The organism is Streptomyces sp. JJ66 (assembly GCF_019303495.1).
Classification (GTDB): Bacteria; Actinomycetota; Actinomycetes; order Streptomycetales; family Streptomycetaceae; genus Streptomyces.
The window spans coordinates 1-25,193 of the sequence record NZ_JAEVFI010000015.1; the positions used below are offsets into that span (position 1 = coordinate 1).

A 25,193-nucleotide genomic window follows, 5' to 3' on the forward strand; every position below is an offset into this window, starting at 1 on the left:
CGACAGGCCCACAAACAGACCAACGATCCGATCAGCGACAGGTCACACGACCCGCTGAGTAGTCACGGACCTGGCCAAGGAGGAGACGGACGCGCAGTTCCCGAACAACTGGGCGCGCGGGCTCGACAAGAGAATGAAGACCAACCCTGCCTACTTCAGCACCCGGGGTGGCTCCTCGGGGCTGACGGTCGGACGCGTCACGGCGCTGCTCCAGGCGGCCTGTAAAGCCTTGGATGAGGGCGCGGTGGAAACGACACAGGACGGGATGGTCCATCGGCTCGACAAGTTCGATACGAAGGAGGGCCTCGACTCGATTCGGTACGTCTCCGAGAACCACGTCCCGTACGCCGTACTGCTCTACGAGCGTTACCTCGGTCGGCCGTTCGCGAGCCACCGTGACGGCGTGTCCGAGCTCGTCGGCGATGTGATGGAAAGCGCGATCGAGGACCTGCTCTCGGTTGCGCGAGTGCCGTTCCGTAAGACCAAGCGCGCCGAGCGCGTGGCGGGTTTCGACCAGGCGCCTGATTTCTTCACGCCTGACGAGATCGACCCAACTGTAATCATTGAGGCGAAGATCACCGGCGACGACGGTACCGCCCGGGACAAGGTCTCGCGCATTCTCCGCCTCGCGGCCATGCGCGACGAGCGCGAGCGCGAAGGGCGACCGGCGTTCGAGGTCGTCGCCTGCGTCGACGGCCGCGGGTTCGGCGTCCGCCGGGAGGATATGAGCCAGATGATCACGGCCACGCGCGGCAAGGTGTTCACCGCTAACTCCCTGAAGGACCTAATCGAGCACACGCGCCTCTCGGAGTTCCTGCCGACGCCGTGACGCCTGTCGGAGGTTGAAGTCACGTCGTGGAGTTCCGCTTCAATGTGTAGTTGTGTACATGCTCTACGCTAGGTAGTGAGTCAAACGTGCTAGTCAGAGGGGGCGGGCTCTAAGGAGTCCGACCCCTTCGCCGTCACCGTGCTGGGTGGGTGCTGGATATTCTGACGCGGAGTCAGCGGGTGATCGGGTCCCGTAAACGGTGGACCGGTGTCCCACGTGAACGACCCAGACCACCAGCTCCCCGTTGTCGCTCGTGTAGACGACGCGATAGTCGCCGACACGAAGACGGCGTCGTTCCGGCTGTGACACGAGTGCGGTGGTGTTGAAGCCGAGAGGGTCGGTCTCCAGCTCGGTCAGCTTGGCCAGGATGCGCAGCGCCATGTCGCGGGGGATCTTCCGGAGCTCGGCCTGCGCCTCGGGGCGGAAGATGGTTCGGTACTCACTCACCGCGCGCCAGCGTCTCCCTCATGATGTCCTCGATCGGGATGCCGGGTGCGGGGTTGGCCATGCGCTCGTCGATGATCCGGTTGATCTCGCGCTCTTCCCACTCCTGGTACTTGCGCAGTACGTCGATGGAGACGACGGCGGCGACTTCCTTGCCCCGGCGCGTGATCACGGTGGGTACGTCGTCGCGATCGGCGCGCTCCACGACCTCGGCGAGGTGGGCGCGCACATCGCGGATGGACTCTACGGGTAGCGGCTGCGTCATGCGCTCAAGCGTACCGAGTGACCCATGTGTACACATCGTGTCCTCGGCTTAGGTGACGGACTTCGTCGCGGTCGCGCGTGTTGGATGTGCTGGATGAACTCGCACCGTGCTGGATCGGTGCTGACTTCAGGCCGCTCTGATGCAGGGCGGCGCTACGGTGGCTCCGCAGTGGCCACGCGGCCGATGAAGCAGGCTGTTCGGAGAGGGGGCCGCGTTGTCAGTCCGCGCCGGATATCCGGATATGAGGCTCCCCCGAGATGCAAGGAGACAGCCAGGTTCTCTGCCCGGTGCCGCCAGCCCTGGTCGGAGGCCACCGGTTACTAGACGGTGCGGATAACAGGGGCGGGTTTGATGTTCTGGGCGTCGATGAGGGTGTGGATATCGTCCGGGTCCGAGGTCCAGATGATGGCGCCGAGGCTGGCTGCCATGGTCACGACGGTGGCATCGACGATGTCCGAGGTGCGGGCCTTGCCGCAGAGGATGCCTGCGGCTTTGGCGGTTTCGAGGCTGACGGGTGCGACGTGGCACCCGGCCAGGAATGTGCCGAGTCTGACCTGGCGGCGGGAGTCCCGCCATGCCTGGCTAACGACGACGGACGGGACGTGGATGTCCCGGCCGTCATCCAGGGCCAGACTGTGGCGTGCCCACATGCGTCGGTCATTGTTGTCGATGGCGATGAGGACCCCGGCGTCGTACAGGTAGGGGATGTTCACGCGGCCGATGCTCCCGAGCTGCTGAGATACTCGGCGTCGGCGGCAGCCAGGTCCGCGCGGGCAGCCGCGAGCTCTTCCGGGGTGAAGGCACCGTGTTGGGCCTGCCACTCCTGGACGACGGCCCGGCCGACTCGCAGGCGCAGCTCACGTTCGGCTGCTCCGGCGATCAGCCGCGAGAGCGGAACGCCGTCTTCCTCGGCGGCTCCGGTTAGGGCTTCGACCAAGGATTCGTCGAGAGTGATAGTCACCTTCTTGGTAGCCATACATCAACCATAGCGCGGTATGGCCGTCGAAACCGATGGTCAGCATCAGATGCCGGCGGGTGCGGAGGGCGTGCGCATCCAGCGAGAAGGGCTGGGCGGTTTCCGCTCGTGGCCGGGGGCTTGATCGCGGGCTGGGTGCGGGAGTCTGTTCTGTCCCGGTTCCGGGGAGTAGTTTGGGGATACGTACCCTGAGGGAGGGCGATTCGATGCCCTGGTTCGTGTGGTTGCTCAGCGCCGCGGCGCTCGGTGTCGCGGAGTTCTTCACCCTGTCGCTGGTGTTCGGGCTGCTGGCGGGCGCCGCGCTGGTCGCGGCGGTGGTCGCCGGGGTGGGTGTCGGCCTGCTCGGCCAACTGGTGGCGCTCGGAGTGGCGGCGGCCGCGGGCCTGCTCATCGTCCGTCCGGTCGCGCTGCGGCACATGGCGCAGACCCCCCTCGCCCGGGAGGGCAGCGACGCGCTGATCGGCAAGCGGGCCGAGGTCATGCGGGAGGTCACCGCGACCCACGGCCTGATCAAGGTATCCGGCGAGGAATGGTCCGCCCGCGCACTCGACGAGACCCAGGTGATCCCGGTGGGAGCGCTGGTGGACGTCATGGAGATCGAAGGCGTCACCGCCGTCGTCTACCCCCGCGAGCTCCTTCCCTGAAACGGCTGAACATCCCGACGGAGGAAGTGTGGACCCGGTGGTCATCCCGATTCTCGTGGCGGCGCTCGTGGTGGTCTTTCTGGTGGCTGCCACGGTGCGTATCGTTCCGCAGGCACGTCGTTACAACATCGAGCGGTTCGGCCGGTACCGCAGGACCCTGCAGCCGGGGCTGAACCTGGTCCTGCCGGTGGCGGACCGGATCAACACCAAGCTTGACGTGCGCGAACAGGTGTATTCCTCGGACCCCAAACCGGTGATTACCGAGGACAACCTCGTGGTGAACATCGACACGGTGCTCTACTACCAGATCACCGACCCCCGGGCGGCGGCCTACGAGGTCGCCGACTACCTGCAGGCGATCGACCAGCTCACCGTGACCACGCTGCGCAACGTCATCGGCTCCATGGACCTGGAGGAGACGCTCACCTCCCGCGAGGAGATCAACGCCCGGCTCCGCACCGTCCTCGACGACGCCACCGGAAAGTGGGGCATCCGGGTCAACCGCGTCGAGATCAAGGCCATCGACCCGCCGCACACCATCAAGGAGGCGATGGAGAAGCAGATGCGGGCCGAGCGGGACAAGCGCGCGGCCATCCTGCACGCCGAAGGGGAGCGGCAGGCGAAGATCCTCACCGCGGAGGGCACGAAGCAGAAGGACATTCTGGAAGCGCAGGGCACCCAGCAGGCCATGATCCTGCGGGCGGACGGCGAGGCGAAGGCGGTGGAGCGCGTCTTCCAGGCCGTCCACCGCAACAATGCCGACCCGAAGATCCTGGCTTACAAGTACCTGGAGACGCTTCCGCACCTGGCGCAGAGCGACAACAACACCTTCTGGGTGATCCCGGGGGAGCTGACCGAGGCGGTGCGCGCTGTCACCAGCGCGTTCGGTGACCAGTCGGCTATGGGTCTGCCCGCTTCCGCGCAACCGGGGAAGGAAACCGCGTCCGATGCCGACGGCGGGTCCGGCGAGGGCGGGGCTCCGGAGCTGGAGGCAGGCTCGGCGCTTTCCCTCGACGCCGCCACCGCCGCCGACGAGGCCGCCAGGCAGGCCGCCGCAGCGGTGAGTGACGCGAAGGCGGAGGCCCAGGCCGCGAGCGCGTCCCAGGCACCGGTCCGGAGGCAGCCGCCCGGCCGCTGAGCGGCGGACAGAGTGGGCGCCGGGGCGCCGCCCTGATGGTGCCGTTCGTCCAGTGCCGCCCGGGCCGTCGTGACGGCGCTTCCGGTAGCCCCTGCCGCCTCACCGACCGGATCAGCGGCGGGCGGGGCCGGGGCGCAGGGCGTCCAGGTCCTCCGCGAACCAGCCCTCCGCGCGGGGCGGGCGCATCCAGTCGGGCAGTGCGGTCATGAGGCAACTTTAGCGATCCCCCGCGCGGTGCGGGGGCCTCCACGAGGGCAGCCCGGGAGCCGGGGACGGGGCGTCAGACCAGGGCCGTGACGGTGACCGTCACCGTGATCTCCGCCGGGCCCGGGTGGGCTGCGGCCAGGGCGGAGGCCACGGCGGCGCGGGCGGCGCGGGTGACGTCCACGGCGCGGTGGCCGTGCTGGACGGCGAGGCGGAGGTCGGCGTGCATCCGCCAGCCGTCCACCGTGCGGGTGCGGCGGACGCGGGCGCCCCGGTCGGCGGCGCCGCGCAGGACGCCGGTGAGGTCGGGGCGCAGGAGGGCGACGCCGGGGGTGGCCTCGGCGGCGTGTGCGGCGGCCTCGGTCAGGCGCGCGTCCAGTTCGGCCTGCGGGGTGCGCGGTGCGGCCATGGTCAGTCGTCCTCCGTAGGGTCTTCGAGGAGATCCAGGACGCGGACGTCAACGGCGCGCACGTCCAGGCCCAGCTGGCTCTCGGCCGCCTCGCGCACCTGCCGGCGCACGGCGTCGGCGAGCTCGGGCACCGGCAGCCGCAGGTTCAGCGGCGCGGTGACGCCGAGCCGGACGCGGACCGGGCCGCGCGGCAGCCGGGCCCCGGGCAGCGGGAACCGCCGGTCGGGAGCGTCCAGCGGAACCACGCGGCAGCTGCCCGCGCGGACGCCCGGCACCTTCTCGGCCGCCGTGCGGCAGGTGCGGGCGACGGCGGTCTCCACGATCCACGTGTCCTCGTCCTCGCCGCCCAGCGGGACGGCGGCGCCAGGGCGCAGCTCGGTGCGCACGATGGTCATCACGCGCTCGGTGACGCCCGTCGTCTCCGGCGCCTCGGACGCGGCGGACCGCTCGGCGTCGCGTGCCGCCTCCTGCCGGACCAGGCCGTCCAGCGTGCGCAGGTCCGCGAGGGCCGTGGCGCAGTACGGGCAGGTGGCGGTGTGCGGATCGTCGGCGGCGCGGGACGGGTCCGTCTCCCAGGCGTCCCAGACCTCCTCCAGCGCGCGCCCGCAGGGCAGGGTGTCGGCGGACCCGGGACGGCCGGAGGGAGCAGCGGGGTCGGTTGGGCCGGGTGGGCTAGGTAGGTCGGGGGTGGGGCTCATCGCCATGCGCTCATCGCCTCCGTCAGGTAGCGCCGTGCCCGGAAGATCCTGCCGCGTACGGCCTGCTGGCTGATGCCGAGGACGTCCGCGATCTCGCCGTAGCCGAGACCGTGCAGCTCGCGCAGTACCCAGCATGCCCGCTGCTCCGGGCTGAGGCCGGCGAGCGCGCCGGAGAGGTCCTTGACCGCCGCCGTGGACTCGGCCGCGCGGACCGGTGACGCCTGGTGCTCCGGCGCGCTGGGTTCGCGCGCCGCGTCCAGCCGCTCGGTGGGGCGACGCGACCGCAGCAGGTTCAGGCAGCGGTTGGTGACGATGCGGTACATCCACGTCAGGAACGCCGCGTCGCCACGGAATTCCGGGAGCCGGCGCCAGGCCCGGACGAACGCGTCCTGCACGGCGTCCTCGGCGTCCGGACGGCTGTCCAGCACGCGGGTGGCCAGGGCCAGCAGCACCGGGGTGTGCCGACGGACCAGGGTCGCGAACGCCTCCTCGTCGCCCTCGCCCGCGCGTACGGCCAGCAGCGTGTCGTCGCCCGGTGGCGGTGCCGGGCGGGTCTGCGGCTCGCGCCGTACGTCCCGTGCCGCCGCGCGGGTGGGCCTCTCGTCGTCCTCCGGCACCCGCCGGTCTCCTCTCCCGTCCGTGGGTTCCTGTCGATTGGACACGCCGGAACGGTCCGTGTCACGCATGGCCGGCGGGGAACTTGCGCAGAAGACTGGTGAAGTCATCGGGGTATCGCGGAAATTACCCGGGATTCGCGCGTGACGATCCGCAGCGCGCCGGGTCCAACGCTGTAGCAGCACTTCCCCGATCCGGACGAAACGACGCAGAGGAGTTACTTCACATGGCTGACAAGACGTCCACCCTGACCGCCCCGCAGACCTCCGCCGAGCAGCCGGAGCGCGATGCCGCGCCCGCCACCGCCACCGGCACACCCACGATTGGCGGGCAGCGCACCGCCACCGAGCTGAGCGGGGCCCGGGGCAAGACCACCATCGCGGACGGTGTGGTGGAGAAGATCGCCGGGATGGCCGCCCGCGAGGTGCCGGGCGTGTTCGCGCTGGGCGGTGGCTTCGCCCGCACGCTCGGCGCGGTGCGCGACCGGGTGCCCGGCGGCCGTCCGAACGTGACGCGCGGGGTGAAGGTCGAGGTCGGTGAGCGCCAGACGGCGCTGGACCTGGACATCGTCGTGGAGTACGGCGTCCCCATCACCGATGTCGCGCAGGACGTGCGGGAGAACGTCATCGCCGCGGTGGAGCGCATGACCGGTCTGGAGGTCGTCGAGGTCAACATCGCGGTGAACGATGTGCACCTTCCGGATGAGGAGTCGGAGGAGCGCGAGGAGCCCGCCCCGCGCGTGTCCTGACGGGGGTTCGGCGCGGTGGCGCCGCTTCGGGCCGGGCGATGACGACTGAGAGGTGTGGAGTGTGAGCAAGGCCGTCGTGGGTCTGATGGTGGGCATGGCGCTCGGCTTCGCCGGGTACTTCGGCGGGTTCACGGCGTTCCTGCTGGTGGCCGCGCTGGGTGCGCTCGGCTGGGTGGCCGGGCGGGCGCTGGAGGGCGACACCGCGCTCGCTCAGTGGGCGCGGACGCTGCGGGGCCGACCGTGACGCGGGGTGCCGGGAGGCGGGGGGGCGGGCCGCGAGGGGCGCGCCCGGACGACGCGGCAGCCGCCCCGGTCACCCGGGTCGCGCCGGGCGACCGGGGCACGACCCGGGTGACCGAACGCGCCCACGCCCGCATCGCCACCGCGGCGGCCCAGGAAGCGCTGCGGCAGGCGGTGCCGGGGGAGCGCGCCCTGTCCGTACCGCCCCGTGCGGCGGTACGCGTCAAGCGGGGGCGCAGCCGCATCACCCTGGCCCTCGCCATCCCCTACCCGGCGGACCTCACGGCGGTGGGCGCCCACGTCCGTGAGGCGGTGGCCGAGCGCTCCGCCGCCCTGACCGGCACCCCGGTCCGCACGGTGGACGTCACGATCGCCCACCTCGCCCCCCGACCCGCGCCCACCGCCCCCGGCCTGCCGGAACCCCGCCGCGCGGTGTCCCCGCCCGCGCTGCCCGGCACGCGGGCATCGGGACCGGCCCCGGACGCCGGTGGTACACAGGCCGAGTCCGCGAACGACGGTGACACTGGTACCGGTGCTGCCGATGGTGCCCGGCGGGCTGACGGGGAGCCAGCCGACGGCGAGACTGACGGGCTGGCGGAAGGCGGGAGGCGGGTATGACGCGCCCAGCTCCCCCGGGGCCGCGGCGGGTGTGGTCGCTGCGGCGGGCCCCCGCCGGGGTCACGGCGCTGGTCGTGGGTGCGGTGGCCGCCGCTGTGCTGGCCGAGACCGTCGCCGGCCACCTCGACCGCTCGCCCACCCCGTGCGCCGCCTGGCTCGCGGAGCGCCTCGGCGAGCCGCCGGTGTCCACCGCGCCGCTGCTCACCGTGCTCGGTGCCTCAGCTCTGCTGGGCCTGTGGCTGCTCGGTCAGGCCGTCACCCCGGGGGCCCGGCGGCGGTTGGCGACGCGTCCCGTCGCGCGCGGTGTCCACGGTGAGCTGGACCGTTCCGCCGCCGTCCGCACTCTGCGCGACGCCGCGCTCGCCGTGCCCGGCGTGGTGGAGGCCCGGTTGGCCGTGCGGCGGCGGCGCGTCACGGCGCGGGCGACCACCGGTTTCGGCTCCCCCAAGGCCGTCCGGACGCAGGTGACGCGGACGCTGGAGGCCGCCTGCGCCACGCTCGGCCTGCGCCGTCCGCCGCGCGTGACGGTACGGCTGGAGCGCGGCCCGCACTGGAGGCCGCCCGCGTCCACCCAGCCGGGCGAGCCCTCGCCGACGGTCACCGCGTCCGTAGGCCCGCCGGGCGCCCCTGGCGGGTCCGAGCCCGGCGAGCCAGCCCGGGATGGCGTGCCGGGCGCCCGCACCGGCCCGGCCGGACACCCCCGGCGTGGCCTGCGGCTGGCCAACCGGGTCCTGTTGACGCTGGCTGGTGCCGCCCTGCTGGCCTGCGCCGCCTGGCTCACGCTCGCCGCCGGTGCCCGGGCTGAGCTGCCGTGGTCCGTGCCCGGTTGGTGGCCTGGCGCGGTACCGGGCCAGTCGCTGCTCGGCGACGCGCCCGCCGACGGGTGGCGCCGGGTGGCCGCACCCGCCGCGTGGCCCGTGCTGTCGGTGGTGGTTCCGGCGGCGGTGCTCGCCCTCGCCCTGGGGTGGCTGGTGGCACAGGCTGGCCCGCGCCCGCGCCGCCAGGTCCGCCTGCCGGACGGCCGGATGCGGCTGGGGGCGCGCACGTTCGCGGCTGCGGTGGCCGACGACGTCGAGGGCGTGCCCGGGGTTCGCCGGGCCCGGGTCAGTGTGCACGGGCGGGGCCGCCAGGTGTGGCTGCGCCTGTCGGTCACGCTCGCCCCCGGCGCCCGTCCGGCCACGGTGCTGCACGCGGTGGAGCACGGTGCGCTGCGCCGGGCCCGGGCCAGTACCGGGTTCACCGGCCTGCGGGCCACCGTGCGGCTGCGGGTGCCGCCGCACCGGGCGAGCCGGGTGGCGGCCGAACGTTCGGTGACCGTCCGCCCGCGCCCGGACGCCGGGGGAGGGACCGACGAGGGACCGTCCGCCGGGGTACGGGCCGCAGAGCGGGCGACTGATGCACCGGCGGCGCGCGACGTCTCCGCGCCAAACCGAGCCACTACCGAGTTGACGTTGACAAAGCGTCAGTAACCCCACGTCAGCCGGTACGCGACCCGCGAAGCCGCCGCATCCTCGCTCGGGTGCGGCGGCTTCTCTGTGAACATCCGTACCAATTACGCGCGTTGCTGCCCGATTGGCGTGTCCTCGGTGTGACAGATGCATGAAGTAGCCGCACGACCCTTGTGCGTTTTCCTGTGGTTCGGCAAACCTTTCCTTAGCGGCCCGGATGACATGTCCGCGTCGCATCCCCCACTCGCGCGCCACCAACGAGAAGGATCTCTCAATGGCAGTGATGCGTTCCCCCAAGCGCAGATGGCCGGCTGTCGCAGTGGCATCCGCCGCGGCGGTTGCCCTGGGCGTCGGCACCGGTCTCCCCGCGGCGGCGGCTGACGACCCCGAAGGTGTGATCGCCAACGCGGGCGCACCGGGCACCATCAAGGGCAAGTACATCGTCACCCTCAAGGACGGCGCACCCGACGCCGAAAGCAAGGCGGGCAAGGCGCTGGCCGCGAAGTACGGCGCTGAGATCGACATCGTGTACGAGGAGGCCCTCAACGGGTACGCGGTCGAGCTGAGTGAGGCCGAGGCGCTGCGGTTCGCCGCCGACCCGGCGGTGGCGGCGGTCGAGCAGGACCAGAAGGTTTCCCTGTCCGGCACGCAGCCGAACCCCACCTGGGGGCTGGACCGCATCGACCAGCCGGATCTGCCGCTGTCCAACAGCTACACCTACCCCGACTCGGCGGGGGACGGCGTCACCGCCTACATCATCGACACCGGCCTCAACCACAGCCACAACGACTTTGGCGGTCGCGCGAGCTTCGGCTTCGACTCCTTCGGCGGCAACGGCAACGACGGCAACGGCCACGGCACCCACGTCGGCGGCACGGTCGGCGGCCAGACCTACGGGGTGGCGAAGAAGGTTGACCTGGTCTCGGTACGCGTCCTCAACGACCGGGGCTCCGGTACGAACTCCGGCGTCATCGCCGGCGTGGACTGGGTGACGGACAACGCCAGCGGTCCGTCGGTGGCGAACATGAGCCTCGGCGGCGGCGCCAACTCGGCGCTGGACCAGGCCGTCCGCAACTCGATCGCCTCCGGCATCACCTACGCCGTGGCGGCGGGCAACTCCGACCGCGACGCCTCGGGCTACTCTCCGGCGCGGGTGAGTGAGGCGCTGACGGTGGGATCGAGCACGCGCAGTGACGCGCGGTCCTCGTTCTCGAACTACGGCCGCGTGGTGGACGTGTTCGCGCCGGGTTCGGACATCACCTCGGCGTGGATCGGCAGCAACTCGGCCACCCGCACGATCTCGGGGACGTCGATGGCCTCACCGCACGTCGCGGGGGCCGCGGCGCTGGTGCTGGGGGAGAACCCGTCCGCCTCGCCGAACCAGGTGGCTTCGGCGATCGACTCGGCCGCGGCGACGGGCAAGATCAGCAACCCGGGTTCGGGCTCGCCGAACAAGCTGCTCCAGGTCGGTGAGGGCGACCCCGGTGACCCGGGCGACCCCGGGGACGGCTACTTCGAGAACACCAGCGATGTGGCGATCTACGACAACCGCACGGTGGAGTCGCCGATCGCGGTGAGCGGCGTGCCCGGCTCCGCGCCGTCGGACCTTCAGGTGAAGGTGGACATCAAGCACACCTACATCGGCGACCTGAAGGTCGAGGTCGTGGCTCCGAACGGGACCGCGAAGGTGCTGAAGAACTTCGGCACCGGCGGCAGCTCGGACAACCTGAACAAGACCTACACCGTTGACGCCTCCTCGTCGGCGGCGAACGGCACCTGGAAGCTCCGCGTCACCGACAACGCCTGGTGGGACACCGGCAAGATCGACGCCTGGTCACTCCAGTTCTGACGCGCCCCCGCGCGCAGGCATGACCCCGGGGCCATCCCGTCACCACGACGGGATGGCCCCTCGCGCGCGTTCAGCGGACCGGCAGGTGGTAGGCGGGCCGGTAGCGGTCGGCGGGGAGGACGATGTCAGCGGTTTCCACGGGCAGACCGCCAGCGCAGAACGTCCGGCGGATGACCAGGACGCAGTGCCCGGCCATGCCGCCGAGTTCGGCCATCTCCTCGGCGAGGCCGGGGCGGGCACCGATCTCCTCCAGCACGTTGTCCACCACCAGATCGATCGCCGCCATGCGTTCCACCACGCCGTGGCCCCCCAGCGGGCCTTCCTCGGGCAGCATGACCGGGGTACGGCCGGTCAGGGACAGCGGCTCCCACGACGTGGACAGCATCACCGGCTCGCCGTCGGTGCGGAAGACGTACCGCGTCTGCATCACCCGCTCGCCCGCGGGCAGACGCAGCCGGGCGGCCACCGCGGCGCTCGCCTCCTGCTGCTCGCTGCACGACTCCCAGGAGCCCTTCACCTGGTCGTCCGCCTGCTCCTGCCGGAACACGCCGTCGCTGCCGGACGGGCGGTAGCCCGCGCGGACGATGCGCCCGGGCTCCGGCAGTTCGCGGACGTAGGTGCCCGAGCCGGAGCGGCCCTCGACGAGCCCTTCGGCCATGAGGATCTTGCGGGCTTCCAGGGCTACGGTGTCCGACACCCCGTACTCGGCCCGGATGCGCGCCTGGGACGGCAGGCGCGAGTGCGGCGGCAGGACCCCGTCGAAGATTTTCTGCCGCAGGTCGCCCGCGACACGCAGGTACGCGGGCTGCTCCCCGAAAGCCACCTTGTCCTCCCACCGTTTGACGGTGTGCTACAGAGTGGCAACTCTGTGTATCTGTCCGCAATGCCCGTCCGACGATTCACCCGAAGTGGTGACATCGCTGTTGCGTAGGTGTCCCGGTCCCGCGCTTCGGGGCGCGGTGGCCTTCGCGCGCCCCGCCGGACGTCGCCCCGGCGGGGCGTGCGCCCGGGGTGCGGGGGGGCGAGTGGAGCCGCCACCCACGCCGCTTGCGGCGTACCGGGCGGGGGCGCGAGGCCAGCGTGCGGCGGCGCCCGGGTGGCCGGCCAGCGGCCCGGGCGCGGGCTGGCTGGAAAGGTACCGGAAAGTGGCAAGGTGAATGCGTTCCGTGAAGCCCGGGCGTAGGCTCGGGCATATGCAGACCGCAGGAGGACAGAACGCACCGCGACGCAGCCCCCGCGAGGAGTGCCGATGAGCGATCCGATGCCACCGACGCCACCGATGCCACTGCCCTGGCTGGTGATCCGGCAGGAGGAGGACGGCAGCCGCTACCGGGTCGGCCGCTGCGCGACCCGGGTCGAGGCGCAGCGCCTGGCCGACCGGCTGGGCGGCGCGCGCTCCGGCGTGCGCCCCTCAGGATGGGCGGGGGCGGAACCCGGGGACGCGGGGAACAAGGAGACAGCGGAGACGGCTGTGGGCAGCGGCGCCCGGCGTTACCTGGTGGAGCGTTTGGAGCAGCCGGGCGGCGACCCGAGCGGTGCCCGGACCTGACCCCGGGCACCATCACCACGTGCGGGCCGCGCGTCCGCCCTCACCGGGCATCGCCCCAGTCCCGGCAGCAGCGGCACCGAGGCGGGCGGCGACTGGGTTCGACGTCCCGCTCGCCCTGCCCCCGGGCATGCCGTGGGGTGACCGAAGGCGGCTTGGAGGCAGCCGAGTTCACCGTCGCGGACGGCTCCGCCCCGCCCGCGTCAGCTGATGACGTGGCCCTGCTGGCGGCCCAGCTCGGCAGCCTGCCCGAGGACAGCGCCGCCTTCTGGACACCCGGCACGGACCGATTGGCAAGACGGTGTGGTTCGGGCTGCCGCTGTCTGGTTAGGAGAACAGGCGGGCGGCGACGCCCCAGCGACAGCCCGGCGGGCAGCCGCACGGCGCCACCGCCCCCTGGCCGCCCGGCCTGGCCACCGGATGCGTCCGGCGGACGCGGTGTCCGTGCCGCCGCTGGGGTGCCACACTGCTCTCGGGCACGGGCTCGCGGACCGGGACCGCACGAACGACGGGACGGCGGATGACGGAACAACGGGGCGGCCGGGAACGGCGCGCAGGGCGGATACGGCAGGAGCTTGTGCCCCCGGTGCGGCCAGCCGCGCGCAGAACCGGCCGGGAGGACGGGGCGGCGCCTGTCGAGGCGTCACTTGACGCGACCGGGAAGCCGGACGACGTACGCCGCGCGCTGGCGCTGCTGAACGCCGCCGGAGCGCGCATCGGCAACTCCCTGGACCTGGAGCGGACGGCGCGTGAACTGCTGGATGTCGCCGTGCCGCAGTTCTGCGACTTGGCCTCGGTCGATCTGTACGGCGCGGTACTCAGCGGCGAGGAACCGAGCCCCGTCAGCGGCGGCGAGGCCAGCGCGCCGCTGCGCCGGGTGGCGCTGGCCAGCTCCGTCGGCTCGCTCGGTACCGTCGGTGCCGGGCCGCACCCGGACGCGGTGCCGCTGGGCGAGGAACACCGGTTCGCCTTCGAGTCCCCGCACGCCGCCGCCCTGCGCACCGCCCGGGTCCAGCGCGTGGATCCGCCACCGGGCGAGAGCACCGGCACGCGGCTGCCGTTCGCGCTGGTCGTGCACTCCACGCTGGCCGTGCCGATGGTCGCGCGCGACCAGGTGCTGGGGCTCGCGCAGTTCTCCCGCACCCAGGGCAGCGAGCCGTTCGGCGAGCGGGACGCCGCGCTGGCCGCCGAACTCGCCGCCCGCGCCGCCGTCTGCATCGACAACGCCCGCCTGTACCGCCGCGAACACGAGCGCGCGCTGATCCTCCAGCGCAGCCTGCTGCCGCCCGGCGACCCGGAGGCGGCCGGGCTGGAGATCGCCTGCCGGTACCGGCCCGGCACCGCCGCCACCGAGGTCGGCGGCGACTGGTTCGACGTCATCGAACTGCCCGGCCACCGCACCGCACTCGTCGTCGGCGACGTGATGGGGCGCGGTCTGCGGGCCGCCGTCACCATGGGCGAACTGCGCACCGCGGTGCGCACGCTGGCCCTGCTGGATCTGGAACCGGCCGAAGTCCTCGAACGGCTGGACGAGATCGCGCGCGGCCTGGGCGGCTCGTCCTACCGGCGGCGCGGCGACTCCTTTGGCGGGCGCGACGACCAGGCCGAGGTCTACCTCGCCACCTGCGTCTACGCCGTCTACGACCCGGTCTCGCGCCGCTGCACCTTCGCCAACGCCGGGCACGTGCCGCCCGTCCTCGTCGAACCGCCCGGCGGCGCGCCCGGCGGTGCGTCCGGCGGCGGGGAGCCGATGCTGCTGGACGTGCGCGGCGGTCTGCCGCTGGGCGTCGGCGGGGAGCCGTTCGAGCAGACCGATGTCGAACTGCCCGACGGCTCGCTGCTCGTGCTGTACACCGACGGGCTGGTGGAGTCGCGCGGTCAGTCGCTGGACGACGGTCTGCACGCCCTGCGGCACGCGCTGCGGGACGCCGACCGGCCGCTGGAGGAGGTCGGCGACCGGGTGTTCTCCAGCGTCGAGACCGACCACGGCGACGACGACATCGCGCTGCTGCTCGCCCGCGTCCAGGGCCTGCCGCGCTCGGCGGTGGGGGACTGGCGGCTGGCGCCCGAGCCGAGGTCGGTCTCCCGCGCCCGCGACCTGGCCTGCGGTCAGCTCGCCGACTGGCACCTGGACGCGCTGGTGGACACCACCGAGCTGCTCGTCAGCGAGCTGGTCACCAACGCGCTGCGGCACGGAGACGGCGAGATCCGGCTGCGGCTGCTGCTGGATCGCACTCTGGTGTGCGAGGTGTGGGACAGCGGCCTGGTCCAGCCCCGGCGGCGCCGCGCCCGGGACACCGACGAGGGTGGTCGCGGGCTGCAACTCGTCGATCTGCTGTCGGCCGCCTGGGGCAGCCGCCGTACGCCCCGGGGCAAGGCTGTCTGGTTCGAGCTGCCCCTCCCGCACGACGGCGGCCCCAAACCCCCCGACACCCTCGACGCTCTCCTGGACGCCTACCCGGCGCTCTGACACCCGGCGGATGAGCCCGGTACGGGCCGCCAACCGGGTGGCGTTGCCCGCCCGAACGGCTGTCTCCGTGGCGTCCTGCGGTTCCGTCGCCCTTCGATGACGGGAAGTGTGCTGAACCGTCCATCCCCTGATCGGGGCGTGGGGAACCAGCACCCGGAGGTATGCCGCCATGCCAGCCGTGCCCGCTACCCGGACCATCCCTTGGCGCCGCGCGGCGGTGGGGGTGGCCGCGTGCCTGCTGCTGCCCCTCGCCCTGGCCGGATGCGGTGGTGACGAGGACGTCCCGGAGGGCAAAAGCGGCTCCGCGCGCGACCTCACCGTCGCCGCCCGGGAACAGGTTCGCGACGGCGGCACCCTGCGCTGGGCGGTGGACGCCACCCCCCGCACGCTCAACACCTTCCACCGCGACGCCAGTCCCGCCACCGACCGCGTCGCCGAGGCCACCCTGCCCACCCTGTTCCCGCTCGACAGCCGGGGCCGTCCCCAGCTCAACCGCGCCTACCTGGTCTCCGCCGAGGTGACCGACACCGAACCCCAGCAGACGGTTCTCTACACGCTGAACCCCCAGGCGCGCTGGAGCGACGGCACCCGGATCGGCCTGGCCGACTTCCAGGCCCAGTGGAAGGCGCTCAGCGGCTTGGATGCCGGGTACTGGGCGGCGCGCACCGCGGGCTACGAGCGCATCCACAAGGTGGTCGCGGGGCCTGAGCCGCACCAGGTGAAGGTCGTCTTCGCCCGCCCCTACGGGGACTGGCGCTCCCTGTTCACCCCGCTCTACCCGCGCACCGTCATGGGCGAGCCCCGGGCGTTCAACGACACCTCCCGCACCCGGCTGGCCCGCGCGGCCGGCCCGTTCCGCGTCCAGGACGGCACACTCGACCCGAAGGCCGACACCCTCACCCTGGAGCGCAACCCGAAGTGGTGGGGTGCGCGGGCCAAGCTGGACGCCATCGTGCTCACCGAGGTGCCGGCCGGGAAGCGTGGTGACGCGCTGGCGGCGGGCGAGCTGGACGTCGCCGAGGTGCGCGAGCCCGTCGTCGCCCGCATCGCCGACGCGGCGAAAGAGCGGGCGGCGAAGGAGGCCGAGCGGCGCAACCTGCGCTCCTACACCGTCCGCCGCGCCTACCGCCCCGCCTACACCCAGCTCGCGCTCAACGGGTCCTCCGGTCCGCTCGCCGACGAGCGCGTACGCCGTGCCGTGGCGCGGGCACTGGACCGCGAGCGGCTGGCCGCGAGCGCGCACCGGCCCGCGGGGCTGCCCGTCCAGCCGCTCGGCAGCCACCTGCGCATGTACGACCAGGCGGGCTACCAGGACCACAGCGACGTACTGGGCGAACCCGGCGCCGAGTCCGCCGCGGCCCTGCTCGCCGAGGCGGGCTGGCAGGGCGGCCCGGCGATCCCGCTGTCCGCCGCGCAGGACGCCGGGGCCACGGCGGACGCCGGTGACGGCACGTCCCCGCAGCCGTCCACCACCGCCCCCGACGCAGCTCCCGCCCCCGACGCAGCTCCCGTCCCCGACGCACCGCCCGCCCTCGCCGCCCCCGCTTTCTCCGGGCTCGCGGGCAGTGCCGCCGCCGCCCGCGCGGGCGTGCTGCGCCAGGCCGCGCACGCGCTGGACCGCGCCGCCGACGCCGCTGAGCAGGACGACGGCAAAGGCGACGGCAAGGACAGCGACCACGACGGCAAGGCCAGCAAGGCCAGCAAGGCCAGCCGCGACGACGGCAGCGAAGGCGACGACGCCGCCAAGGCGCTCCGCGAGGCCGCCAAGGCCGCCGAGGCGAAGGCCGAGCGCGAGGCCGCCTCCCTGGACCGGCTGCTCAGCGCCCACGGGCGCCTGGTGCGGATGAAGGAGGGCGAGGCGCTGGAGCTCGACCTGGTTCTGCCCGCGGGCGAGGGGGCGGAGCAGATTCGCCGGGCCGGTCACCATGTTTCCCGGATGCTGGCCCGCGTCGGCATCCACACCGAGATCACCCAGGTCCCCGACGCCGACCTCTTCGAGGACCACCTCGCCTCCGGCGACTTCGACCTGGCCCTGTACTCCTGGCCCGCGACGGCCTACCCGGTCACCGGCACCCGGCCCGTCTTCGCCAAACCGGTGCCCGCCGACGACGGCTCGCTGCTGATCGAGCAGAACTACACCCGGGTCGGCACCGACCAGATCGACCAGCTCTTCGCGCAGGCGGCGGCCGAGCTGGACGAGGAGGCCCGGGCCGCCCTGGTGCGCCAAATCGACGCCCGCATCTGGGCGACGGCGGCGTCCATCCCGCTCTACCAGGCGCCCCAGCTGGTGGCCGTGGACCGCTCGCTGGCCAACGTCGGCGCCTTCGGTTTCCAGACTCCGCGCTACCAGGACATCGGCTACACCGCCCGCGCGTCCTGACCGTCCGGCGCCGCGCTGGTGCCCCGGGCCCGGTGCGGGCAGCCCGTGGCCGGGACGCGTACGGCGGAGCCGTAGCCAGCCCACCCCTTACGATGGTCGGGAAAGAAGGCCGCGGCGTCATGAGGGATGAGCCCGGCGGGCGCGCGGGCCACAGGAGTCCGTGCCGCCATCCACGACTCCGGGAGAAGCGCCGCCAGCATGCCCACGCGCAATGACATCCGCAACGTCGCTATCGTCGCCCACGTTGACCACGGCAAGACCACCCTGGTTGACGCCATGCTCCAGCAGGCCGGTGCGTTCGCCGCGCACCAGCAGGTCGATGAGCGGGTGATGGACTCCGGCGACCTGGAGCGCGAGAAAGGCATCACCATTCTCGCGAAGAACACGGCCGTCAAGTACCACCCCAAGGGCGGCGGCGAGCCCGTCACCATCAACATCATCGACACCCCCGGCCACGCCGACTTCGGCGGTGAGGTCGAGCGCGGCCTGTCGATGGTGGACGCGGTGGTGCTGCTGGTGGACGCCTCCGAGGGCCCGCTGCCGCAGACCCGTTTCGTGCTGCGCAAGGCGCTCCAGGCCAAGCTGCCGGTCATCTTGTGCATCAACAAGACCGACCGTGCCGACGCCCGCATCGCCGCCGTCGTGGACGAGACCTACGACCTCTTCCTCGACCTGGACGCCACCGAGGACCAGATCGAGTTCCCCATCGTCTACGCCTGTGCCCGCGACGGCATCGCCTCGCTGACCAAGCCCGAGGACGGCACCGTCCCGGCCGACAGCGACAGCCTGGAGCCGTTCTTCACCACCCTGCTCCAGACGGTCCCCGCGCCCACCTACGACGACAGCGCCCCGCTCCAGGCCCACGTGACCAACCTGGACGCCGACAACTTCCTCGGCCGCATCGCGCTGTGCAGGGTCAAGAACGGCACGCTGAAGAAGGGCCAGACCGTCGCCTGGATGCGGCGTGACGGCTCCGTGCAGAACGTCCGCCTCACCGAGCTGCTGATGACCGACGCGCTCACCCGCCGCCCGGCCGAGCAGGCGGGCCCCGGGGACATCTGCGCCGTCGCCGGCATCGCCGACATCATGATCGGCGAGACGCTGGCCGACCCGGAGAACCCGGTGGCGCTGCCGCTGATCCAGGTGGACGAACCGGCCATCGCCATGACGATCGGCACCAACAACTCGCCGCTGGTGGGCAAGGGCGGCAAGGGCCACAAGGTCACCGCGCGCCTGGTCAAGGACCGGCTGGACCGCGAGCTGATCGGCAACGTCTCGCTGCGCGTGCTGCCCACCGAGCGGCCGGACGCCTGGGAGGTGCAGGGCCGTGGCGAGCTGGCCCTGGCCATCCTGGTGGAGACGATGCGCCGGGAGGGCTTCGAGCTGACCGTGGGCAAGCCGCAGGTGGTCACCAAGGAGATCGACGGCAAGGTCTACGAGCCCGTCGAGCGCATGACCATCGACGCGCCGGAGGAGTTCCTGGGCGCCATCACCCAGCTCATGGCCTCCCGCAAGGGCCGCATGGAGACCATGACCAACCACGGGTCCGGCTGGGTGCGCATGGAGTTCGTCGTGCCCTCCCGTGGTCTGATCGGCTTCCGTACCGAGTTCCTGACCGACACCCGGGGCACCGGTATCGCGCACTCCATCTCCGAGGGCCACGAGCCGTGGTACGGCGAGCTGCGCACCCGCAGCAGCGGCTCGCTCGTCGCCGACCGCCCGGGCACGGCGACGGCCTACGCCATGCTGAACCTCCAGGAGCGCGGCACGATCTTCATCGAGCCGGGCACCGAGGTGTACGAGGGCATGCTCGTCGGCGAGAACTCCCGCGCGGATGACATGGACGTGAACATCACCAAGGAGAAGAAGCTCACCAACATGCGCGCGGCCTCGGCCGACACCACCGAGAACCTGGTGCCGCCGCGCAAGCTGTCGCTGGAGCAGTCGCTGGAGTTCTGCCGTGAGGACGAGTGCATCGAGGTGACCCCGGAGACCGTGCGCATCCGCAAGGTCGTCCTCGACCAGCGCGAGCGCGCCCGCGCCGCCTCCCGCGCCAAGCGCTGACATCCACGCGGCCAGCACCCGGCCGCCAGCACCCGGCCCCGCCCCTTGGCCGCCAGCACGCGGCCGGGTGGCGGGGCACCGCCGCGAGGTGTGACCCGGATCACGTTCCAAGGTCACACCTCGCGGTGTTTTGCGGAACCCGTGATCCGTGCCAATCTACGCGCGGTACCGCTGTCTTACCCGGGGGTAGGCGGTGCGGGCTGACCCAGCGCGGGGCAGCCGCGAGGGCTCTGGCCAGCGAGAACGCCCGTCGCGCCCGGGGTCAAGCGATATGTCGCGCGCCGCTGGTCGTGCCACGTTCGCTATCCGGATCCGCTGTCCCGAATGTCGGGTTAACAGTCCGTTTCGCGGCTGTCTGTAACGGATTGCTTTGTCCGGATTTCGGGCTGCGGGGCCGTCTGATGTGACCAAACCGCAATCCCTCACCTGTTCTCTGGGCGAGTCGCGTACCCAATAGTTGGGTCATCGAACTCGGGTCTGCGAGTCACACGCCGTTCACGTGTCGCTCGTGACGCGCGGGCGCCGCTTGAGTCGACCAACGTTGGCGGGGGAGCGGCAGCCCGACCCGGAATGACACAGGACTTTTAGGAGGCAAACCCATGCGCGGTGCCAAGAGCGCCAAGTGGGTCGCGGGTGCGATAGCCGTGGCGATGGCCGCTACCGCCTGCGGTGGCGGTGACGACGGCGAGGGCTCGAACAACTCGGGGAGCGGGCCGGAGGGCTATGTCTCGATCGAGGTCGGCGAGCCGCAGAACGCGCCGATCCCCTCGAACACCAACGAGTCCAACGGCGCGTACCTGGTGAAGTCCCTCTACACCGGCCTCATCGAGTACGACAATGAGGGCGAGATCGTCTACCGCAACGCCGAGTCCATCGAGACCGAGGACTCCAAGACCTGGACGGTCAAGCTCAAGGACGGCTGGACTTTCCACAATGGTGAGAAGGTCACCGCCCAGTCGTACGTGGACACCTGGAACTGGGCCGCGCACATCGACAACAACCAGAAGAACAGCTTCTGGTTCTCCGACATCGCCGGCTACGAGGACGTCCACCCCGAGGAGGGCGACCCGAAGGCCGACACGATGAAGGGCCTGAAGGTCGTCGACGACCTCACCTTCACCATCGAGCTGAGCAAGCCGGTCTCGTACTTCGAGTACAAGCTCGGCTACACCACCTGGGCCCCGCTGCCCAGCGTCGCCTTCGACGACCCGAAGGCGTTCGGCGAGAAGCCGGTCGGCAACGGTCCCTACACGTTCGAGAAGTGGGACCACAACAAGGTCTTCCAGGTCGCCAAGTGGGACGACTACAAGGGTGAGGACGCGGCGAAGAACGAGGGCGTCCAGTTCAAGAACTACGCGACCCCCGAGGCCGCGTACCAGGACCTGCTCTCCGGCAACGTGGACATGGTCCGCCAGATCGCCTCGAAGGACCTCCCCAAGTACAAGGACGACCTGGGCGACCGAGCGATCGAGGAGCCCTACGCGGCCGTCCAGAGCATCGTCCCGGCCATGTACAGCACGCCGTTCAAGGACGTCGATCCCAAGGTCATCCAGGGCATCTCCATGGCCATCGACCGGGAGACCATCGCCAAGACGGTGCTCAACGGCACCCGCGAGCCGGCCACGAGCTTCACCCCGCCGCAGGTCAAGGGCAACCAGGACCTGCAGAGCGACGTCCTGAAGTTCGACCCCGAGCAGGCGCGCAAGCTGGTCGAAGAGGGCGGCGGCGTCGAGGGCAACAAGATCTGGATTCAGTTCAACGCCGACGGCGGTCACGCCGAGTGGGTCACCGCGGTCTGCGAGAACATCCGCCAGAACACCGGTATCGAGTGCATCCCGGACTCCAAGCCTGACTTCCAGACCGACCTGGACCTGCGGGACTCCGACAAGGTCAAGGGCATGTACCGCGGTGGCTGGGTCGCCGACTACCCGCTGAACGTGAACTTCATGCGGGAGCTGTACCACTCCAAGGCCGAAGCCAACAGCGGCCGCTTCTCCAACAAGGAGATCGACGAGCTGATGGCCGAAGGCGACAGCGCCCCGTCGCTGGAGGAGTCGGTGAAGATCTACCAGGAGGTCGAGCGGGAGCTCGCGGAGTTCATGCCGGCGATCCCGATGTTCCACTACAAGATCAACGCCGGGTACAGCGAGAACGTCGAAAACGTCCAGGTTGACTGGCACGGCGACCTGGTCGTCCACGAGGCCACCGCCAAGTAGTCCACCGCGGGCTTGTTGTCCGCAATCCGGCCACACCCCTTTCGGCCCGCCGCTGCGGCGGGGGCAGGGAACCCTCGGGGGCCGTTTCCGCCACAGCGGGACGGCCCCTGGGGGCTGTCCGAATTTCCAATGGAGGAAAAATGGGGCGCTATGTCGCACGGCGACTGCTCCAGATGATCCCGGTGTTCATCGGCGCGACACTGCTGATCTTCCTGATGATGTACAGCCTGCCCGGCGACCCCGTGCGCGCGCTGTACGGAGAGCAGTCGCTGGACGAGGCGCAGATCGCGGCCATCAAAGCCGACCTCGGCCTCGACGTCCCGCTCTGGCAGCAGTACTGGAACTACCTGACGGGCCTGTTCCAGGGTGACTTCGGCACTCAGATCGCCAGCCGCAGAGAGGTCGCCGACGTCATCGCCGACGCGCTGCCGGTGACCGTCCGGCTGGCCCTGTTCGCCTTCGTCTACACGGTTCTCGTGGGCATTTCGCTTGGGGTGATCGCCGGGCTCAAGGCTGAAACGCTCCTGGACCGCGGCATGCTCATCTTCACGCTGCTGCTCATCTCGGTGCCGTCCTTCGTGCTCGGCTACCTGGCGCAGTTCGTCTTCGCCTTCAAGCTGGACCTGCTGACACCCACGGTCAGAGACTCCGAGAACTGGACCGAGCTGGCGATGCCCGCCATCGTGCTCGGCTCCCTGTCCCTGGCGTACGTCGTCCGGCTCACCCGCACCTCCATCGTGGAGAACCTGCGCTCGGACTACATCCGCACCGCCGTCGCCAAGGGCCTGCCCCGGCGCCGGGTGGTCGGCGTCCACCTGCTGCGCAACTCCCTGATTCCCGTCGTCACGTTCCTCGGGACCGACCTGGGCGCGCTGCTCAGCGGTGCCATCGTCACCGAGGGCATCTTCAACGTGCACGGCATCGGACGTACGGTCTTCCTGGCGCTCAACCACCGCGAGGGCTCCACCGTGGTGGGCATCGCCACGCTGATCGTCATCATCTACCTCTGTGCCAGCCTCATCGTCGACCTGCTCTACGCGGTCCTGGACCCGAGGATCCGTTATGCCTGATGTGACCGCCAAGACCGAAGCGTCCGTCGATCCCCGGGTTCCCGCTCCTGCCCCCCACCTGGACGAAGAGAGCGGGCAGAGCCCGAAGAAGGCCACGTCCGACAAGGCGCGCAGCCTGTGGTCCGACGCCTGGCACGACCTGCGCCGCAACCCGCTGTTCGTCGTCTCCGCGGTGCTGATCGTGCTGCTGCTGACGATGACGCTCTTTCCCGGCCTGTTCACCGACGCGTCGCCGCGCCACGGTGACCTGGCCAACCGGTACCTCAAGGAGCCGGAGCTCACCCACTTCTTCCAGCCGGACTGGCTCGGCTACGACGCGCAGGGCCGCAGCGTCTGGGCCCGTATCGTGCACGGCGCCCGGGCCTCGGTGACCGTCGGTGTCGCGGTGACCCTGCTGGTGACCCTCCTCGGCGGCGTGGTGGGCATGCTCGCCGGGTACTTCGGCGGCATCGTCGACAGCATCCTGGCCCGGATCACCGACACGTTCGCCGGTATCCCGTTCCTGCTCGGCGCCATGGTCGTCCTGACCACCTTCGACGTGCGCACCGTGTGGATCGTGGTGCTGGCCCTGGCGGTTCTCGGCTGGACCCAGATCGCCCGTGTGGCGCGCGGTTCGGTCATCTCCACCAAACAGGCCGACTACGTGCAGGCCGCCCGCGCCCTGGGCGCCAGCACCGGGCGCATCATGTTCCGGCACGTGCTGCCCAACGCCATCGCGCCGGTCATCGTCGTGGCCACCATCGCCCTCGGCGGCTACATCGCGGCCGAGGCGACGCTGTCATTCCTCGGTATCGGCCTGTCCGAGCCGACCGTGTCCTGGGGCGGCGACGTCTCCAGCGGACAGGACCAGTTGCGCAACGCGCCGTTCGTCCTGCTGTTCCCGGCCATCATGGTGTCCATCACCGTGCTCGCGTTCATCATGCTCGGCGATGCGGTCCGCAACGCCCTCGACCCCAAGCTGCGCTGAGGGAGGCGTACGTGACCATCATCGACAAGACCTCCCCCACCCCCTCACCGAGGGCCGGTGAGGGGTACGACGGGCCGCTGCTGGAAGTACGCGACCTGCACGTGGAGTTCCACACCCGCGACGGCGTGGCCAAAGCGGTCAACGGCGTCAATTACTCCGTCTCGGCGGGGGAGACGCTGGCGGTCCTGGGCGAGTCCGGCTCCGGGAAGTCCGTCACCGCGCAGGCGATCATGGGCATCCTCGACATGCCGCCCGGCCGCATCCCCCAGGGGGAGATCCGGTTCCGTGGCCAGGACATGCTGACGATGTCGCCGGACGAGCGCCGCAAGATCCGCGGTGCCCGGATCGCGATGATCTTCCAGGACGCGCTGTCCTCGCTGAACCCGGTGTTCACCGTCGGGTTCCAGCTCGGCGAGATGTTCCGCGTCCACCAGGGCCTGTCCCGCAAGGAGGCCAAGGCCAAGGCCATCGAGCTGATGGAGCGGGTGAAGATCCCCGCCGCCAAGGCGCGCGTCAACGACTATCCGCACCAGTTCTCCGGTGGGATGCGGCAGCGGATCATGATCGCGATGGCGCTGGCGCTGGAGCCGGATCTGATCATCGCGGATGAGCCGACGACAGCGCTGGATGTGACGGTGCAGGCGCAGGTGATGGACCTGCTCGCGGAGTTGCAGCGCGAATACAACATGGGTCTGATCCTGATCACTCATGACCTGGGTGTGGTGGCGGACGTCGCGGACAAGATCGCGGTGATGTACGCGGGGCGGATCGTGGAGACGGCGCCGGTGCACGAGCTGNCCACAAGGGCCAGGAGCTCTACGCCATCAAGGGCCTGCCGCCCAACCTGCTGCGCATCCCCACCGGTTGCGCGTTCAACCCGCGCTGCCCGCAGGCCCGCGACGAGTGCCGCGAGGACGTGCCGCCGCTGTACCAGGTCGCCGACGCCGACGGTACCGAGCTGCCCGGCCGGGCGAGCGCCTGCCACTTCTGGAAGGAGACGATCCATGGCTGAGCTCAGCAAGAACGACGAGGCCGGGGTTGAGGCGCCTTCCGCAGACGTGCCGAAGCCGCCCGCCGGGCGCGGCGAACCGATCCTGGAGGTGCGCAACCTGGTCAAGCACTTCCCGCTCACCCAGGGCATCCTGTTCAAGAAGCAGATCGGCGCCGTGCGGGCCGTGGACGACGTCTCCTTCACGCTGCACCAGGGCGAGACGCTGGGCATCGTCGGGGAGTCCGGCTGCGGCAAGTCCACCGTGGCCAAGCTGCTGATGAACCTGGAGCGCGCGACCTCCGGGCAGATCCTCTACAAGGGTGAGGACATTACGCGGTTGTCGGGGCGGGCGCTGAAGGCGGTG

22 protein-coding genes and 4 pseudogenes are annotated in these 25,193 nt (G+C 71.2%); 17 read left to right on the forward strand and 9 right to left on the reverse strand.

Annotated features, from left to right (window positions below; all coding sequences use genetic code 11):
- The first annotated feature begins 133 nt into the window (after positions 1–133).
- A complete protein-coding gene (locus tag JJV70_RS12450; protein WP_219047938.1) occupies positions 134–829 on the forward strand; it encodes a hypothetical protein in 696 nt (231 codons plus the stop codon).
- A gap of 186 nt (positions 830–1,015) precedes the next feature.
- On the opposite strand, the pseudogene JJV70_RS12455 reads toward JJV70_RS12450, so the two are convergent.
- From JJV70_RS12455 to JJV70_RS12470, 4 genes and pseudogenes are all read right to left on the reverse strand, one after another.
- Positions 1,016–1,276 (reverse strand): annotated as a pseudogene (locus JJV70_RS12455) (type II toxin-antitoxin system RelE/ParE family toxin); the annotation flags it as partial.
- Entirely contained in the window at positions 1,269–1,538 is a 270-nt protein-coding gene (locus tag JJV70_RS12460; RefSeq protein WP_219047939.1) for a type II toxin-antitoxin system Phd/YefM family antitoxin, read from the reverse strand. The gene JJV70_RS12460 and the pseudogene JJV70_RS12455, both read right to left, overlap by 8 nt.
- 320 nt (positions 1,539–1,858) lie before the next feature.
- Complete coding sequence (locus JJV70_RS12465) at positions 1,859–2,251, reverse strand: twitching motility protein PilT (protein ID WP_219047940.1); 393 nt, start codon at positions 2,249–2,251, stop codon at positions 1,859–1,861.
- Positions 2,248–2,514: a hypothetical protein gene (locus tag JJV70_RS12470; protein ID WP_219047941.1), complete on the reverse strand. Its 267-nt coding sequence runs from the start codon at positions 2,512–2,514 to the stop codon at positions 2,248–2,250. Before JJV70_RS12470 ends, JJV70_RS12465 begins: the two co-directional genes overlap by 4 nt.
- 206 nt (positions 2,515–2,720) lie before the next feature.
- On the opposite strand from JJV70_RS12470, the gene JJV70_RS12475 reads away from it, so the two are divergent.
- Together JJV70_RS12475 and JJV70_RS12480 are read left to right on the forward strand one after the other, a co-directional pair.
- A complete protein-coding gene (locus JJV70_RS12475; protein WP_219047942.1) occupies positions 2,721–3,158 on the forward strand; it encodes an NfeD family protein in 438 nt (145 codons plus the stop codon).
- 28 nt (positions 3,159–3,186) lie between these two features.
- The gene (locus JJV70_RS12480) at positions 3,187–4,296 is read left to right on the forward strand and encodes an SPFH domain-containing protein (RefSeq protein ID WP_219047943.1); all 1,110 of its coding nucleotides are present in this window, start codon (positions 3,187–3,189) and stop codon (positions 4,294–4,296) included.
- Between the two features lie 123 nt (positions 4,297–4,419).
- On the opposite strand, the pseudogene JJV70_RS12485 reads toward JJV70_RS12480, so the two are convergent.
- The 4 genes and pseudogenes from JJV70_RS12485 to JJV70_RS12500 form a co-directional block, all read right to left on the reverse strand.
- Positions 4,420–4,503, reverse strand: a pseudogene (locus JJV70_RS12485) (Uma2 family endonuclease); the annotation flags it as partial.
- Between the two features lie 73 nt (positions 4,504–4,576).
- A complete protein-coding gene (locus JJV70_RS12490) occupies positions 4,577–4,909 on the reverse strand; it encodes a hypothetical protein (RefSeq protein WP_219047944.1) in 333 nt (110 codons plus the stop codon).
- Positions 4,910–4,911: 2 nt separating this feature from the next.
- Positions 4,912–5,613 (reverse strand): Asp23/Gls24 family envelope stress response protein, encoded by a 702-nt coding sequence (locus JJV70_RS12495; protein WP_257573843.1) that lies wholly within the window; start codon positions 5,611–5,613, stop codon positions 4,912–4,914.
- On the reverse strand, positions 5,604–6,224 hold the full coding sequence (locus tag JJV70_RS12500) for an RNA polymerase sigma factor (RefSeq protein WP_374227287.1): 621 nt from the start codon (positions 6,222–6,224) through the stop codon (positions 5,604–5,606). Before JJV70_RS12500 ends, JJV70_RS12495 begins: the two co-directional genes overlap by 10 nt.
- Positions 6,225–6,469: 245 nt before the next feature.
- Between JJV70_RS12500 and JJV70_RS12505 the strand changes: the two genes are divergently transcribed.
- The 5 genes from JJV70_RS12505 to JJV70_RS12525 all read left to right on the forward strand — a co-directional run bounded on the left by JJV70_RS12505 (position 6,470) and on the right by JJV70_RS12525 (position 11,125).
- A complete protein-coding gene (locus JJV70_RS12505; protein ID WP_374227294.1) occupies positions 6,470–6,970 on the forward strand; it encodes an Asp23/Gls24 family envelope stress response protein in 501 nt (166 codons plus the stop codon).
- Between the two features lie 61 nt (positions 6,971–7,031).
- On the forward strand, positions 7,032–7,214 hold the full coding sequence (locus tag JJV70_RS12510) for a hypothetical protein (protein WP_219047947.1): 183 nt from the start codon (positions 7,032–7,034) through the stop codon (positions 7,212–7,214).
- Between the two features lie 107 nt (positions 7,215–7,321).
- Complete coding sequence (locus tag JJV70_RS12515; protein ID WP_219047948.1) at positions 7,322–7,828, forward strand: hypothetical protein; 507 nt, start codon at positions 7,322–7,324, stop codon at positions 7,826–7,828.
- Positions 7,825–9,297 carry a DUF6286 domain-containing protein gene (locus JJV70_RS12520; RefSeq protein WP_219047949.1) on the forward strand — a complete coding sequence of 491 codons (1,473 nt, stop codon included), beginning with the start codon at positions 7,825–7,827 and terminating at the stop codon, positions 9,295–9,297. Before JJV70_RS12515 ends, JJV70_RS12520 begins: the two co-directional genes overlap by 4 nt.
- A gap of 253 nt (positions 9,298–9,550) precedes the next feature.
- Positions 9,551–11,125, forward strand: coding sequence for a S8 family peptidase (locus JJV70_RS12525; protein WP_219047950.1), 1,575 nt, complete (start codon positions 9,551–9,553; stop codon positions 11,123–11,125).
- A 70-nt stretch (positions 11,126–11,195) separates the two neighbouring features.
- Here the strand turns inward: JJV70_RS12525 and JJV70_RS12530 are convergent, their stop codons facing one another.
- Positions 11,196–11,948, reverse strand: coding sequence for a GntR family transcriptional regulator (locus tag JJV70_RS12530; RefSeq protein ID WP_219047951.1), 753 nt, complete (start codon positions 11,946–11,948; stop codon positions 11,196–11,198).
- 426 nt (positions 11,949–12,374) lie between these two features.
- Between JJV70_RS12530 and JJV70_RS23485 the strand changes: the two genes are divergently transcribed.
- The 9 genes and pseudogenes from JJV70_RS23485 to JJV70_RS22735 form a co-directional block, all read left to right on the forward strand.
- The gene (locus tag JJV70_RS23485; protein WP_374227288.1) at positions 12,375–12,674 is read left to right on the forward strand and encodes a hypothetical protein; all 300 of its coding nucleotides are present in this window, start codon (positions 12,375–12,377) and stop codon (positions 12,672–12,674) included.
- A 487-nt stretch (positions 12,675–13,161) separates the two neighbouring features.
- A pseudogene (locus JJV70_RS12540) lies at positions 13,162–15,141 on the forward strand (SpoIIE family protein phosphatase); the annotation flags it as partial.
- 169 nt (positions 15,142–15,310) lie between these two features.
- Positions 15,311–17,521, forward strand: coding sequence for an ABC transporter substrate-binding protein (locus tag JJV70_RS12545; RefSeq protein ID WP_219047953.1), 2,211 nt, complete (start codon positions 15,311–15,313; stop codon positions 17,519–17,521).
- Between the two features lie 198 nt (positions 17,522–17,719).
- Positions 17,720–19,585: a translational GTPase TypA gene (typA, locus tag JJV70_RS12550; RefSeq protein WP_219047954.1), complete on the forward strand. Its 1,866-nt coding sequence runs from the start codon at positions 17,720–17,722 to the stop codon at positions 19,583–19,585.
- A 599-nt stretch (positions 19,586–20,184) separates the two neighbouring features.
- Complete coding sequence (locus JJV70_RS12555) at positions 20,185–21,801, forward strand: ABC transporter substrate-binding protein (RefSeq protein ID WP_219047955.1); 1,617 nt, start codon at positions 20,185–20,187, stop codon at positions 21,799–21,801.
- 140 nt (positions 21,802–21,941) lie between these two features.
- Positions 21,942–22,871 carry an ABC transporter permease gene (locus JJV70_RS12560; protein ID WP_219047956.1) on the forward strand — a complete coding sequence of 310 codons (930 nt, stop codon included), beginning with the start codon at positions 21,942–21,944 and terminating at the stop codon, positions 22,869–22,871.
- Positions 22,864–23,838 carry an ABC transporter permease gene (locus JJV70_RS12565; protein WP_219047957.1) on the forward strand — a complete coding sequence of 325 codons (975 nt, stop codon included), beginning with the start codon at positions 22,864–22,866 and terminating at the stop codon, positions 23,836–23,838. The genes JJV70_RS12560 and JJV70_RS12565 overlap by 8 nt, the downstream gene beginning before the upstream one ends.
- An 11-nt stretch (positions 23,839–23,849) precedes the next feature.
- Positions 23,850–24,850, forward strand: a pseudogene (locus JJV70_RS12570) (ABC transporter ATP-binding protein).
- Positions 24,843–25,193, forward strand: a 351-nt coding sequence (locus JJV70_RS22735; RefSeq protein WP_306823452.1) for an ABC transporter ATP-binding protein, incomplete at its 3' end; no start/stop codon positions are given. The pseudogene JJV70_RS12570 and the gene JJV70_RS22735, both read left to right, overlap by 8 nt.